This is a genomic window from Dactylosporangium roseum, assembly GCF_025264685.1.
Classification (GTDB): domain Bacteria; phylum Actinomycetota; class Actinomycetes; order Mycobacteriales; family Micromonosporaceae; genus Dactylosporangium; species Dactylosporangium roseum.
Genome location: NZ_CP073721.1, coordinates 2,070,190 through 2,084,215 on the forward strand (window position 1 = coordinate 2,070,190; position 14,026 = coordinate 2,084,215).

A 14,026-nucleotide genomic window follows, 5' to 3' on the forward strand; every position below is an offset into this window, starting at 1 on the left:
CTTGTACGCTGCACCACGTGTCCGCGCGACTGAATAGCTGGTGGCCCGCCTGACCAGGCGGCCCACTTCCGCGTGACACCATTTCCGCGGCCGCCAGACGAGGCGGTCGCTTTTCGTTCCCCACAACGGGGGCCGGTCGCCTCGGGACGGCACCGACCGACCCACCCGAAGGGAACGCCCATGCTGCCCGACCTCACCACCGGCACGCCGTTCGCCCTCCTCCGGCGCGAGGGACGCGACGTCGTCGAGGTGCTCACCGGCCCGGTGCGCACCGTCGAGACGCTCGCCGGCATCCCGGACGAGTCACTTGCCCTGGTGCCGTTCCGCCAGGTCCGCGAGCGCGGCTTCGAGTGCGTCGACGACGGCACACCGCTCGCCGTCCTCCGCGTCGACCGGCGGCACGAGGTGCCGGTGGACGCCGCGCTCGCCGCGCTGCCCGACGCGCCGCTCGAACTCACCGGCGGGGCCTTCGACGTGGACGACGAGACCTACGCCGGGATCGTCGAGACCGTGCTGCGCGACGAGATCGGCCGGGGCGAGGGCTCGAACTTCGTGATCCACCGGGTCTTCGAGGCCGATCTCGGCGGCGACCCGGTAACCGCCGCGCTCACCGTCTTCCGCCGGCTGCTCACCAGCGAACGGGGCGCCTACTGGACCTTCGTCGTGCACACCGGCGACCGCACCCTCGTGGGCGCCACCCCTGAACGGCACGTCAGCGTCGACGACGGCCTCGTCATGATGAACCCCATCAGCGGTACCCTGCGCGGCGTCCCGGAGAAGGCCGCGGTGCTCGACTTCCTCGCCGACCGCAAGGAGATCGACGAGCTGTCCATGGTCCTGGACGAGGAGCTCAAGATGATGGCGACCGTCGCCGACCTCGGCGGCCAGGTCATCGGGCCGTACCTCAAGGAGATGGCGCACCTCGTCCACACCGAGTACCTGCTCGCCGGCCGCGGCTCCCGGGACGTGCGCGACGTGCTGCGGGAGACGATGTTCGCGCCGACCGTGGTCGGCAGCCCGATCGAGAACGCCTGCCGGGTCGTGGCCCGGCACGAGCGGCGCGGCCGCGGTTACTACGGCGCCGTGCTCGCCCTCGTCGGTCGCGACGCCGAGGGCCGGCAGACGCTCGACGCGCCGATCCTCATCCGCACCGCCGACATCGACCGCGACGGGCGGTTGCGCGTCCCGGTCGGTGCCACGCTCGTGCGCCACTCGACGCCCTCGGGCGAGGTGACCGAGACACACACCAAGGCGGCGGCGGTACTGGCGGCGCTCGGCCTCCGCCCGGGCCCGGCGTCCCCGGCGTCCACCGTGGATGCCCGGCTCGCCGCCGACCCGGAGGTGCGGGCCGCACTCGTGGCCCGCAACGCGACCCTCGCACCGTTCTGGCTGGAGCCCCGCGATGCCACCGCACCGGAACCGGCGCTCGCCGGCCGGCGCGTGCTCATCGTGGACGCCGAGGACACGTTCACCGGCATGCTGTCGCACCAGCTCCGGGTGCTCGGGCTGGCGGTGACGCTCAGCTCGTACGACTCCATCCCGGAACCCGGCGGGTTCGACCTCGTCGTCCCGGGGCCGGGCCCGGGTGACCCGCGGCTGCCGGACGACCCCAAGATGGCCGCCGTGCGGGGCCTGATCCGGCGGCTGCTCGACACCGGCACGCCGACCCTGGCCGTGTGCCTGGGGCACCAGTTGCTCTGCGGCCTGCTCGGCCTGCCGCTGCGCCGCAAGGCCAGCCCGTACCAGGGGACGCAGCGCGACATCAGCTTCTTCGGCCGCCCGGCGCGGGTCGGCTTCTACTCGACGTTCACGGCCGTCGCCGCCGCGGACCGCGTCCCGACGTCGTTCGGCGAGGTGGAGCTGGCACGTGACCCGTCCAACGGCGACGTGCACGCGCTGCGCGGCGCGACGTTCGCGGGCGTGCAGTTCCACCCTGAGTCGGTGCTCAGCCAGCACGGCATCGACCTGCTGCGGTCGCTGCTCGTCGCGTTGTTGCCCGCTTCGGCGGCGTCCCCGGTGGGTACGTTGCCGGAGTGATCCTTCGGTTCCCGCGACTCGTCGCCCGCTTTTTCCGGGGGCGCGACCTCAACCTGCACGCGGCCGCGGTGACCTTCTACGGCGGCATCGCGGTGGTCCCGGTCGCGCTGCTCACCGTGCGGCTCGCGGGACTGATCGCCGGCGCGGACCGGGTGCGCCACCTGGCCGCGCCGGTGATCGCCGCGATGCCCGACCGGCTGGGCGCGGGCCGGGCCACCGCGGCGCTCGTCTCCGCCGGGCTCGGCATGTCGTGGGTGCTGATGCTGGCGGCCCTGGTCCCGGCGACGCTCTACGGCGAGGGCCTGCGCCGCGCGTTCGTCTCGCTGGCCCCGGCCCCGGCCCCGCCCGCGCGGCCGTCCGCGTCGTCCTCGGCCGCGTCCCCGGGCGGCGCAGTCTCCCGTGGCGCCTCGACCGTCGCGGCCGGCTGGCGGGGGCGGGTGCTCGTCCTGCCGCTCCTGGCAGCCGGTCCGGTGCTGCTGCTGGCGCTGCTCGCCGCCCTCCCCGGCGCGGCACGCCTGCTCGAGGCGGGCGGCTGGTCGAGCGTCGGGGCGGTGGTCCTGTCGTTCCTCGCCGTGTGGCTCGTGCTGAGCCCCGTGCTGATCTGGGTGTACCGCGTGGTCGCGCCGCTGCGGCCGGCCTGGCCGCCGACGGTGCTGGTCGGCTCCTTCACGGCGGCGAACCTGTCCGGCTTCGCGCACGGCTTCGTGCTGTTCTGGTCGCTGCCGCTCGACCTCGGCGTGCCGTTCGGCGGGATGCGGGAGGTCGGCGCGGTGGTGGCGGTCGCGCTCTGGCTCTACCTCCTCCACCTCGTGACACTCGTCGGCTACGCCGCCACGATCCAGGTCCACCGCATGGGGCTCTTGCGTTCGGCGGCGGGCTGAACCATGCTTCCGAAGCATTCTCACTTCTGCCATCCGGGGGCCGGCGATGGATCAGCGGGACCGCCGTGCACGTGTCGCCGTCGCCGGGCCCATCTCGTCCAGGGGCCTGCTCTGCGCCCGGCTCGGCTCCTCACCCGTCCTGCGTGCCGTGTGCTGCGGGCTACGTCCGGCGGGCCGTGGCGCTGACCTGTTCCGCGGCCGTCGCCACCGAGGCCCGCGTCGCCGCCGCCAAGGAAGTCTGCTCCCGCAACGAGTCGGCCACCTCGCGCTGGGCCCCGGCGACCGTGCCCAGGCGGTCGGCCACGCCACCCACCGCGGCCGCGGCCGCCGCCGCGCCGGCCGTCACCTGGCCCACCGTCGCCTCGATGCGGGCCGTAGCCGCCGCCGTCTGCGCCGCCAGCTCCTTCACCTCGTTGGCCACGACGCCGAAGCCCTTGCCCGCCTCGCCGGCCCGGGCGGCCTCGATCGTGGCGTTGAGCGCCAGCAGCTTGGTCTGGTCGGCCACCGCCTGGATCAGCCCGGCCACCTTCGCGATGTCCGAGACCGCCGACTCCAGTTCCCCGATCACCGCCCGGGCGTGGTTGGAGTCGTGCAACGCCGACTGTACGTCCTCGACCGCGCCGCCCACCGTACCGTTCATGCGGGCCAGCGCATCCTCGAACGACCGCATCGCCGCACCGGCCTCGGCGCCGAGCCGGACGCCCGCGCCGGCGACGTCGGCCAGCACCGTCTCGAGGCGCCTGCCCAGCCGTTCGCTGTTCGCGACCTCCTCGGCGGCGCTCGACGCGGCGGCCTCCTCGCGCCGCCCGGCGTCGTCGGCGGCCGCACGCAGTGCCGCCTGGTTCTCGCTCGCGACCAGCGCCCGTTCGGCGTCGGACTCCGCCTCGGCCGTGGCCGCGAATCGCCAGTACGCTAGCTGGGTCAGGCACATCGCGAGGACAAACCCGGCGTGCAGCAGGACGAACAGGACCGGGTGCGCACGCGCCTGCGGGCTGCTGAACAGCATGTCCGGCATCGTGAGCCCGACGACCAGGTGGTGTGCGGCGACGAGGAGCACGGTGAGGGCGAGGGCCGTCCAGTCCTGGTAGAGGCTGACGAGCCCGATCACCACGAAGAAGTGGAAGTGCAGGTCGGTGAGGCCGTTCCCGGCGTGGACGAGCGCCGCGGCGGCCATCGACAGGCCGATCGAGACCGCGATCCCGCCGCCGCGCCGGGTGCGCGTGATGCCCGAGGCGACCGCGCACAGCAGGACGCCGGCGTTCGCCGACCAGACCAGCCAGGCCGCACCGTGGGCGTGCGTCCCGGTGACACTGTGGTCGTTGAGCACGCTGACGCCGATCAGCAGCGGCAGGTGCAGCCACAGGATGACGCGCAGCGCCCGATGCCGCGACGCGAACGCGGCGTCGCTGAGCCGTACCGTGGGCATGAGCCAGTTGAGCAACGCGGTCATGGCTCGCTCCTTCGGGGCGCCGGACGACGACATCCGTCCCATCGGCCGCGATCCGCGCTACTGAAGGCCCGCCCCGGCGCTACTGGAAGCCCACCTCGGCGCTGGAACTGAACCCGGGCGGCGGGTTCCGGGCCGGGCGACTCCAGATCATGGGAAAGTTGTGGCTATCGGGGCTCTTCCGGAGGCGGGGGCTCCCGGCGCGGAGCCCCCGCCGTCCGTCCTCAGTGGACCATGACCGGGACCTGCTCGTCCGTGCCGGCGGTGCGGTCGGCCGCGGTGTTGCGGACCATCACCACCACCAGGACGGCCGCGGCCGCCAGCAGGATCGCGCTCGCCGTGAAGGCCACGTTGTAGCCGTGGATCGCGGCGTGTGCCCGCTCCAGCGGGCCGGTGCCGTGGTCGGCCACGTAGCCGGTCACCGCCGTGGTGAAGATGGTGTTCAGCAGGGCCGTGCCGAGGGAGCCGCCGACCTGCTGCGTCGTGTTCACCATCGCGCTCGCGACGCCCGCGTCGTGGTTGGCCACGCCGGACAGGGCGACGCTGCTCAGCGGGACGAACACCAGGCCCATACCGAAGCTCATCGCGACGAACGACGGCAGGATGTGCACCGCGTACGACGAGTCGAGGTCGAGCTGCGTCAGCCAGATCATCGCCGCCGTGGCGAGCATGCCGCCGGTCGCCATCAGCACCTTCGCGCCGACGCGGGGCAGCAGCCGTGAGGCGACGACCGCCGCGGCGATGATGCCGCCCGAGAACGGCAGGTAGGCCACGCCGCTCTTGAGCGCCGAATAGCCCATGGTCTGTTGCAGGTAGAACGTCATGAACAGGAACATGCCGAGCATGCCCGCGCCGAGCAGGATCGAGACGAGGTACGACGCGCCGCGGTTGCGGTCGAACAGCACACGCGGCGGCAGCAGCGGGTGCGAGGTGCGCGACTCCCACCAGAGGAACGCGCCGAGCATGACGACCGCGCCGGCCAGCCAGCCGATCGTGACGCCCGAGCCCCAGCCGTCGTCGGCGGCCTTCGTGAAGCCGTAGACCAGCGCGATCTGCCCGGCGGTCGCGAGGACCGCGCCCGGGACGTCGTACCGCGTGTCGCCGTACGCCCGGCTCTCCCGCACGATGGGGATCGCCGCGAAGAACGCGATCAGCGCGATCGGGATGTTGACGAGCAGGCACCAGCGCCAGTCGGCGTACTCGGTGAGCAGACCACCGGTGAGCAGGCCGATCGCGGCGCCACCTCCGGCGATGCCGCCGAAGACGCCGAACGCCTTCGCCCGCTCCCGCGCCTCGGTGAACGTCACCGTGATCAGGGAGAGCGCGGCCGGTGCGAGCAGCGCGCCGAACAGGCCCTGGAGGCCACGGGCGGCGAACAGCGTACCGGCGTTGACCGCGGCCCCGCCCAGGGCCGAGGCGCCGGCGAAGCCGAGCAGGCCGATCAGGAACGTGCGCTTGCGGCCGAAGAAGTCGGCGATGCGCCCGCCGAGCAGCAGCAGGCCGCCGAAGGTCAGGGTGTAGGCCGTGACGATCCACTGCCGGTCGGCGGTGGAGATGTCGAGGGCCTCCTGCGCCGAGGGCAGCGCGATGTTCACGATCGTGGCGTCGAGCACGACCATGAGCTGTGCGATCGCGATGATCGCCAGCGCTATCCAGCGTTTCGGATCGGGAGGAGCGGAAGCTGATGTACCGGATATATCGGGAGCGATGGATGCGCGCGATCCCCCGACGTCGTTCGACATGCATGCCTCCAGGGCGAAAATGCTGAAACCGGGAAGTCCGGGCAGGGTGGAGCGGCCCGGCGGAGGCGGTGGATCAGCCTCGCGGGCGGCACGCTGTGTGTGTGGTCAGCAACCCTGTCGCAGGACGGGAAGCAACACCCCGTCGACGGTGCGTTTCACGAACGCCTCGTCGAAGGGGCCGGCCCGCCACAGCCGCCGGCTCATCACCAGGGCGTGCAGGACCTCGTGCAGCAGTTCGGGAGTGCTGCCCTCCGGCAGTTCCCCCCGCGCGACCGCACGCTTGATCATCGTTTCGTACATGACGTGCTTCGTCTCGTAGACGCAGCGGCGCATGACCGCCGACAGCTCCGCGTTGTGCGTGGCCGCCGTCAGCAGGCCGGTGAAGACGGCACCGTCGATGCCGTCCGCAACCGCGCACACCGTCGAGAGGTGGGCGACGAGGTCACCGCGGAGCGAGCCGGTGTCGGGCGGCTCCGCGGATCCGCCGTAGCGGTGCTCGACCGCCGCCATGACCAGCTCGGGCTTGTTGGGCCAGCCTCGGTAGATGGTCGCCTTGCTGGCGCGGGCCCGCGCCGCCACGGCGTCCATCGACATCCGGTCGTAGCCGACCTCTGCGAGCAGCTCGAAGACCGCTTCACAGATCGTGACCCTGCGATCCGCCTTCGGTGCGGCGACGACCACCGGAACCCCCCTCCAAATGCGGTACGGAACCGTTCCGTCTCGAAAACTACCCCCGTGTCGGCTTGGTACGAAACGGTTCCGTACACCTCTTCTGTGAGGGAGGCCACACCATGAGGTTCATGCTGTGACCGGGCCGCGGCCAACTGGTGGCGAACGCCTACCCAGGTGTACTCCGGGGGCCTCCGCCCTTATCGGCAGGTCCATGACCGAGTTGTCGACCGAACGGCGCATGTGGTCGCTCTTCGAGCCCGTGCACGCGGTCACGTACTTCGCCTCCGACGCGCTCGGCGCCTTCGAGCAGGCGGGCCTCCGCGGCTTCTGGCGCGGCTACTTCGCCGGCCGCTGCGCCCCGCTCGGCGCGGTCAACGCCGGTCCGGTGATCGCGGCGTTTTACGGCTTCGCACCCCGCATGGTGATCCGCGCGCTGCCGGACGTCTGGACCCGGATCACCCCCGAGGCCGCCCTGGAGGCACGCCGGACCGGCTCCCGGCGGACCCTCGCGACGGCCGTCGCGGACCTGCCCGGTCGCGACGTCGCCGAGGCGGCCGGGCTCCTGCGCGCCGCGGCCGAGCCGGTCGACGTGGCCGGCCGCGTGCTCGGCGCCGCCAACGCCGCCCTCCCGTGGCCCGAGGACCCGGTCGACGTGCTGTGGCACGCCGCGACCATCCTGCGCGAACACCGCGGCGACGGCCACGTGGCAGCCTTGCTCATGGCGGAGGTCGGCGGCTGCGAGTCCAACGTCTGGCGGGTCGCCCTGCGCGACGGCGACGGGCGCGACTTCTACCAGCCGGCCCGCGGCTGGACCGACGACGAGTGGGCCGCCGCGCTCGACCGGCTGCGCACCCGTGGCTGGGTCGACGAGGACCTCAAGGCAACGGGAGCGGCGCACAGCGCGTACGACTCCATCGAAGGCCACACCGATCGGCTCGCCTCCGGACCGTGGAAGGCGCTCGGCCCCGCCGCCACCGCCCGGTGCGCCGAGCTGCTGTATCCGATCGCGGTCCGGGCGTCGCGACTGCTGCGCCACCCGAACCCGATCGGACTGCCCGAGTTGCGCTAGTTCACGTACTCGGGGTGCTTTCTCAGGTACGCCGCGATGAACGGGCACTGGGCGACGATCTTCAGCCCGCCCTCGTCGGCGAGGGTGAGCGCGCCGGCGGCGAGCTTGCTGCCGATGCCCTTGCCCTCGTACTCCTGCTCCACCTCGGTGTGGGTGAAGACGATCCGGGTCCGCGTGCCCTCCTCCGGGTGCAGTCGGTAGTAGGCCGCACCCGCGAGGGTGCCGTCGACGCGGATCTCGAACCGGTGCTCGCCGGCGTTGTCGACGACCTTGAAGTCCACTAGGACGCCTCTCCCCGAACGTCGGCGTGCGCCGCGGGGATGCTGCCGAGCCGGCCGGCCTGGTAGTCCTCGAACGCCTGCATGACCTCGGCCTTGGTGTTCATGACGAACGGACCATATGCCACCACGGGCTCACGGATGGGCCGACCGCCGAGGAACAGGACGTCCATCGTCGGGTGGCGCGGATCCTGCTTGGCGTCGGCGGTCACCGTGATCGTGTCGCCGGCGCCGAGGACGGCCAACTGGCCCAGCTCCACCGGGCGGCCCTTCACGCCGACGGTACCCTTGCCGGCCAGCGTGTACGCCAGAGCGTTGAAGTCCTTGCGCCAGGGCAGCGTGAGGGACGCGCCGGGTGAGACGGTCGCGTGGACGAGGGTGATCGGCGTGTAGGTGATGCCGGGCCCGGCGTGGCCGTCGAGCTCACCGGCGATGACCCGCAGCAGCGAGCCGCCGTCGGGGGAGGTCAGCAGCGCGACCTGCCCGCCGCGGATGTCCTGGTAGCGCGGGGCGGCGAACTTGTCGCTGCGCGGGAGGTTCACCCAGAGCTGGAAGCCGTGGAAGAGCCCGCCGCTGACGACGAGGTGCTCGGGCGGCGTCTCGATGTGGAGAATCCCGCTGCCCGCCGTCATCCACTGGGTGTCGCCGTCGGCGATGACGCCGCCGCCACCGTTCGAGTCGTGGTGCACGAACTCGCCGTCGATGATGTAGGTGACGGTCTCGAAGCCGCGGTGCGGGTGCCACGGCGTGCCCTTGGGCTCGCCGGGCGCGTATTCCACCTCGCCCATCTGGTCCATGTGGACGAACGGGTCGAGGGCGCGCAGGTCGACGCCGGCGAAGGCGCGGCGGACCGGGAACCCCTCACCCTCGAAGCCTTTGGGCGCGGTCGTCACGGAGACCACGGGCCGCGGCTGCGCGGTGGTCGGGTCCGGCGTGGACACACGCGGGAGCGCAAGAACGTTTTCGACGGTGACCGCTGGCATGTGATGCCTCCAAGGTTCGGGCTCTGTGCCTGGTCAAACGGTAGTTGCGAGGCTAATATTCCGCAAGTCAACAATCTGCCCGTGCGGCGGCCGACCTGGGTGAGTTTCGTGCTCTCGGATCGGCGGCGTGCCTCAGGCCGGTGGCGGGGCCGTGCTGGAGCGGATGACCAACTCGGCCGGCAGCAGGAGGTGCTCGGCCGGCGGCGGAGTGTTGTTGCGCATGCTGTCGATCGAGCGCGTCAGGGCGGCGGCCGCGGCGTGGCCCTTGGCGAGCACGTCCTGGCGGACCGTGGTCAGCGGCGGGCGCATGCGGACCGCCAGCGGGCTGTCGTCGAACCCGACGACCGAGAGGTCCTCCGGCACCCGCAGGTCCAGATCCTGGGCAGCCTGGACGACCCCCCGCGCGAGTGCGTCGGAGAAGCACAGGATCGCCGTCGGGTGATCCGCGGCGTCCTGGGACAGCAGGATCCGCGCGCCGTCGTAGCCGGACTCGGGCAGGCCGTGCGGCAGGCGGACGATCGCCGGCTCGATGCCGGCCGGGCGCAGTGCGTCGAGCCAGCCCGCGATGCGCTGCTGGGCGACGTATCCGTCGATCATGCCGCTCACGTCGGCGATCCGTCCGTGGGCGCCGCGGACGCCCGAGGTGACGATGCCGATGCGCCGGTGGCCGAGGTCGACCAGGTGCTGGGCCGCGGCTCGGGCGCCGGGCCGGTCGTCGACGTTGACGGCGGGCACGCCGTCGGCGGGATGCTGGTCGACGAACACCAGCGGGATCTTGCGCCGGAGCAGCCAGTCGACCGCGGTCGACTCGGGGTCGCACGAGTAGATGAGCGCGCCGTCCATCGCGACGTCGCGCGCCGGGATCACGTCACCGCTCGCCACCGCCGTGAGCAGTGTCAGGCCCAGGCCGGTGGGGGTGAGCTCCTCGGCGATGGCCCCGAGGAACGCGGTCGCGATCTCGTCGTTGAACGCGTCGCGCAACGACTCGGTCAGCAGCACGCCGACGGCGCCGGTGGTGCCCCTGGCGAGGGCTCGGGCGGCCGGGTCCGGCCCGACGTATCCCAGCTCATCGGCGACCGCGAGGATCTTGTCCCGCATGGTGGGGGAGAGCTGGTCGGGCCGGGAGAACGCGTTGGAGACCGTCATCCGGCTGACCCCGACCCGGTCGGCGATCGTCTGCAAGGTCACCCTCGCCACTGTCGCCTCCCTCCGCACAAGCCCTTTTCAAGCACAGTAGCCCGTTGCGAGATCGACCCGCTCGGCCTGCCGGTCGGGCTGGACTTCGTGATGCAGGGAGGGTTCTGGTTGCCGGGGCGCAAGGCCGCGTAGTCAGGCGGTGCGGGCGGGTGTCTGCCGCTCGCGGTCGCCGCTGGACCCGGGCGGCGCGTTCCGGGTCGGGCGCCTCCATGATCATGGGAAACCGGTGGCTGTCGGGGCAGCCGCAGGTTTCCCATGATCATGAGGTCGAGTGGCATGGCCGCTCCACGCACGCGACCGCCGCGGGGTCAGCGTGCGTGGCTGCAGTCCCGGGCCGGCGGGGCGATCGCCGTCGCGGCGCGGCGCAGGGCCGACGCCACGATCGCCCGGGTGTGGTACGCCTTCGGGGCCGGCTCGGGGTGCGGCACCACAGGGGCGTGGGGCAGTGCGCTCCGGAACAGGAAGCCCTCGGCACCCGACCGGGTGCCCGGGAACTTCTCGGCCATCGCGGACTGCGAGACGATCATCGCGAACGGGAACATCGTGGGTCTCCTCCACCTTCTCGCCGCACCTCTGTACCGGTACAGCGCTTATGCCGGTACAGTAGACCGATGTTCTGTACCGGTCAAGCGGACCGCGACGCGGGGTCGGTCAGAAACGGGCTGTCGGCGACGTTCCAGTTACTCGCGAGGCGGCTGCCGGTAGTCGCAGTCCATCCGGCTTGGCCGGGGGCCGTCTCGGGCGCTGGGCGGGCACCTGGGTGCTGGCCGGTGGGCCGCTCACCTTGAAAGCATCTCGACGGCGGCCGGCCCCAGGGCTATGGCGACCGCGCGGCGCTCGCACGCTCGGTTCCGCGGAGGGAAGGGGCGCGCGGCGAGGGCCGGCACAGGGCAGAGGTACCGGGCCTCGCCGCGCGCGGGACGACCGGCCATCGAGGGTGGCAAGGCGGTGAGTGCCGGTCGGTCCACGTGGGAACGGCCCGACCATATCGAGCCGTCGATGGTCCGTTCCAGCCCGAAGCACCCAATTTAAGGAGGTTCTAAGCGAAACTAGGAGGTGAGATGAGGTTGGCCCGTTGCCACGATGGCACGTTGAATCAGTTGTCGGGGTTGCCGTCGAGCGCCGCCCGTTCCGCTGGCGACAGGTCGGCGATCGCCGCCTCGGTGGCTCGGGCGACCTGGGCCCGCAGCTCGGCGTTCTCGGCCTGCAACTGCTCGACGAGACCGGTCACATCCGCGGTCCGCTGGTCGATCCGGGCCAGGACGGCGGCCGTGTCGATGCTGGTGCCACCCTGTGCGAGCGCCTTGAGCGCGTTCAGCATGTCCTGCTCCCGCTGGGCGGACGCCGCGTCGGCGGACTGGAGCTGGGCGAGCGTCGTGTCGATCGCCGCGAGGTGTTCGTAGAGCTTGTTCACACCCAAGGGCTTGCCCATGTACCTGCCGCCGCGCACGGCCGGCACGTTGGCGAAAACGGCGTCAAGGCGCCATTGCATGTCGTCGAACTGTTGCGCCTGGTCGGGGGTCATGTCGTCGCCTTCGGTGGTCGGGGATTTGCCGCCCGCGGCGGCGCGGGCGATGGGGTCGTAGTCGTCGGCGCGGGCGTCGTCGTCGACGTCGCTGCGGCCGGAGATGTGGATGTGGCCGTTGTCGGTGGACGAGCGGGTGGCGTGGCCCGGTGTCCACCGCTCCTGGCGGCAGGTGCCGTTCTCGTCGGTCCAGTTCAGATACTTGATCCACATGACGCCGGGTACGCCCGCGTTGCGATCACGGATGATCTGCCGCGCGATGTCGGCGTTCTCCTTGCGGTGCGCGTACGACTCGGACCGCGGCATGACGTCGAGCGCGCGGGCCTTCCACCTGGCGTTCGGGCCGGGCCAGCCGGTGACGGAGAACGGCGTGTGATCCTCGGGCGTCGACGCCGTGAGATGGGCGTCGTTCGGGTAGTCGTACACGGTCAGGCCGTAGGCACGCAGCTTCTTCTGGAGCGCCTTCGCGGGCCTGATCAAGGAGTACGGCTTGCCGGCCTTGAGCCAGTCGCGGTATCCCTGCGAGGCCATGTCATTCCTCCTCGTCGATCTCGGCGGGAGCTGAGGTCACCGGGGTTGCCTCCTCAGGATGCGGGCAGCATCGATGTGGGGCCAGTCAGATAGGCGGCACCGGCGGCTGACAGAGACACGGCGACGTGTGGAGTCCCGCGCCGAGGGCGGCGACACCTTCCGCTTGATCAGGGCTTCCGGCCGGTGGCGGTACGTGTGCGCGCGGCTACGACCGTCGAAATGTTGTCGTACCCCGGTGGCAGGCTGCGGGGCATGTTCGCGTTAGTTCGCCTTGCTCTTGCGGCGGCGTTCCGACGGCTCGCGGGAGAGCCGGCCGACCAGCCCGAAGCGGCTGGTCGTCGGCTGCTCCTGCGGCGCCGGGTCGGCGTCGGCCATGACGATGACGACGCTCGCCCCGCCGAGGGCGGCCGACGTGCCGATGTTGACCGTGCCGTTGCCCTGCACGGCGACCCGCCGCACGATGTCGAGGCCCAGGCCCGTGGAGCCCTGGTCGCTCTCGCCCCGCTGGACGGCCCGCTCGGGGTCGGGGATGCCGGGGCCGCCGTCCTCGACGCGCAGCACGACGTAACCGTCGTCGCGGCGGGTGACGGCCACCTCGAAGGGAACACCCTGGGGTGTGTACCTGATGACGTTGCCGATCAGCGCGTCCAGCGCGGCCGCCAGTTCGCTCTTCGGCACGGTAACCGGCGCCCGGTTGTCGACGCCGACCGCCTTGCAGTCGCGCTCCTGGTCGCCGGCGACCGCCGACCAGAACGTCATCCGGTCGCGCACCACCTCGGCGACGTCACAGCCCTGCTCACCGGTCGAGGCGGCCGCCCCGTCGCCGCGCTCGCCGCGGTCCGGGGTGGGGGAGTGGGCGTCGATGGGCTCGCGCATGGCGCGGATCAGCTTGTCGATCTCGATCTCGAGCGCCGCGATCGCGTCCCGGATGCGTTCGGCGTCCTGACCGTCGTCGAGGGTCTCGGCGTCGAGGCGCAGCGCCGTCAGCGGGGTGCGCAGCCGGTGCGACAGGTCGGCGACCAGCTCCCGCTCGTTCGACAGCAGCGCGATGAGCCGGTCGGCCATGACGTTGAGCGCGAAGCTCGCCTCGGCCAGCTCGCGCGGGCCCTGCGGGTTGATCCGCACGTCGAGGTAGCCCTCGCTGAGCGCACCGGCCGCACCGGCCAACTGGCGCGCCGAGGCCGTGATCTTCGCGGCCAGCCGGTCGGCCACCCAGACCGAGGCGATGACCAGGCCGAGCGCGACGGCGCCGAGCGCCCACCAGGCGCCGGCCACACCGTTCTCCAGCTCCGACTCGGGGATGAACACCTCGACCACGGCGGTGCGGCCCGAGCCGACGTCGACCGGTTCCAGATAGGAGAGCCCGTGCGACACCTCGGCGATGACCGGCGCGGCCTGGTCGGCGGCGCGGGACAGGTCGCCCGCCGTCGCGTGGCCGGTGCCGATCTCGGTGCCGTCGTCGGCGAGGTTGTGCACGGAGACGCGCGTGACCGCCGGGCCGCCGGTGCTCGCGATGGCCCGTTCGATCGCCAGCGGGTCGGTGGTCACGGTGAGGACCGCCACGACCACGGCGGTCTGGCGTTCGGCGTCGGCGAGCGCGCGCTCGCGGGCGAGCTGCTGGACGACGAGTCCCAGTGGGATCAGGAAGGCAAGGGCCACCATGG

Annotated in this window: 12 protein-coding genes; 3 read left to right on the forward strand and 9 right to left on the reverse strand. The window is 72.1% G+C overall.

Features of this window, described 5'->3' with window-relative positions; genetic code table 11:
* The first annotated feature begins 180 nt into the window (after window positions 1-180).
* Complete coding sequence (locus Drose_RS10410) at window positions 181-2,037, forward strand: anthranilate synthase family protein (RefSeq protein ID WP_260727967.1); 1,857 nt, start codon at window positions 181-183, stop codon at window positions 2,035-2,037.
* A complete protein-coding gene (locus tag Drose_RS10415) occupies window positions 2,034-2,918 on the forward strand; it encodes a YihY/virulence factor BrkB family protein (RefSeq protein ID WP_260727968.1) in 885 nt (294 codons plus the stop codon). Before Drose_RS10410 ends, Drose_RS10415 begins: the two co-directional genes overlap by 4 nt.
* 160 nt (window positions 2,919-3,078) lie before the next feature.
* On the opposite strand, the gene Drose_RS10420 is transcribed toward Drose_RS10415, so the two are convergent.
* From Drose_RS10420 to Drose_RS10430, 3 genes are all read right to left on the reverse strand, one after another.
* Window positions 3,079-4,410, reverse strand: coding sequence for a methyl-accepting chemotaxis protein (locus Drose_RS10420; protein ID WP_390891364.1), 1,332 nt, complete (start codon window positions 4,408-4,410; stop codon window positions 3,079-3,081).
* 179 nt (window positions 4,411-4,589) lie between these two features.
* Complete coding sequence (locus tag Drose_RS10425; protein WP_260727970.1) at window positions 4,590-6,107, reverse strand: MFS transporter; 1,518 nt, start codon at window positions 6,105-6,107, stop codon at window positions 4,590-4,592.
* A gap of 105 nt (window positions 6,108-6,212) precedes the next feature.
* Window positions 6,213-6,788 (reverse strand): TetR/AcrR family transcriptional regulator, encoded by a 576-nt coding sequence (locus tag Drose_RS10430; protein WP_260727971.1) that lies wholly within the window; start codon window positions 6,786-6,788, stop codon window positions 6,213-6,215.
* Window positions 6,789-6,990: 202 nt separating this feature from the next.
* Between Drose_RS10430 and Drose_RS10435 the strand changes: the two genes are divergently transcribed.
* Window positions 6,991-7,848 (forward strand): SCO6745 family protein, encoded by an 858-nt coding sequence (locus Drose_RS10435; RefSeq protein ID WP_390891365.1) that lies wholly within the window; start codon window positions 6,991-6,993, stop codon window positions 7,846-7,848.
* Here Drose_RS10435 and Drose_RS10440 read toward each other — a convergent pair.
* From Drose_RS10440 to Drose_RS10465, 6 genes are all read right to left on the reverse strand, one after another.
* Entirely contained in the window at window positions 7,845-8,129 is a 285-nt protein-coding gene (locus Drose_RS10440) for a GNAT family N-acetyltransferase (RefSeq protein ID WP_260727972.1), read from the reverse strand. The genes Drose_RS10435 and Drose_RS10440 overlap by 4 nt on opposite strands.
* A complete protein-coding gene (locus tag Drose_RS10445) occupies window positions 8,129-9,109 on the reverse strand; it encodes a pirin family protein (protein ID WP_260727973.1) in 981 nt (326 codons plus the stop codon). Before Drose_RS10445 ends, Drose_RS10440 begins: the two co-directional genes overlap by 1 nt.
* Window positions 9,110-9,241: 132 nt before the next feature.
* Window positions 9,242-10,297, reverse strand: coding sequence for a LacI family DNA-binding transcriptional regulator (locus Drose_RS10450; protein ID WP_260727974.1), 1,056 nt, complete (start codon window positions 10,295-10,297; stop codon window positions 9,242-9,244).
* Window positions 10,298-10,614: 317 nt separating this feature from the next.
* A complete protein-coding gene (locus Drose_RS10455) occupies window positions 10,615-10,848 on the reverse strand; it encodes a hypothetical protein (RefSeq protein ID WP_260727975.1) in 234 nt (77 codons plus the stop codon).
* Window positions 10,849-11,402: 554 nt separating this feature from the next.
* Window positions 11,403-12,362: a hypothetical protein gene (locus Drose_RS10460; RefSeq protein ID WP_260727976.1), complete on the reverse strand. Its 960-nt coding sequence runs from the start codon at window positions 12,360-12,362 to the stop codon at window positions 11,403-11,405.
* A 261-nt stretch (window positions 12,363-12,623) separates the two neighbouring features.
* The gene (locus Drose_RS10465) at window positions 12,624-14,024 is read right to left on the reverse strand and encodes a sensor histidine kinase (protein WP_260727977.1); all 1,401 of its coding nucleotides are present in this window, start codon (window positions 14,022-14,024) and stop codon (window positions 12,624-12,626) included.
* Window positions 14,025-14,026 lie beyond the last annotated feature (2 nt).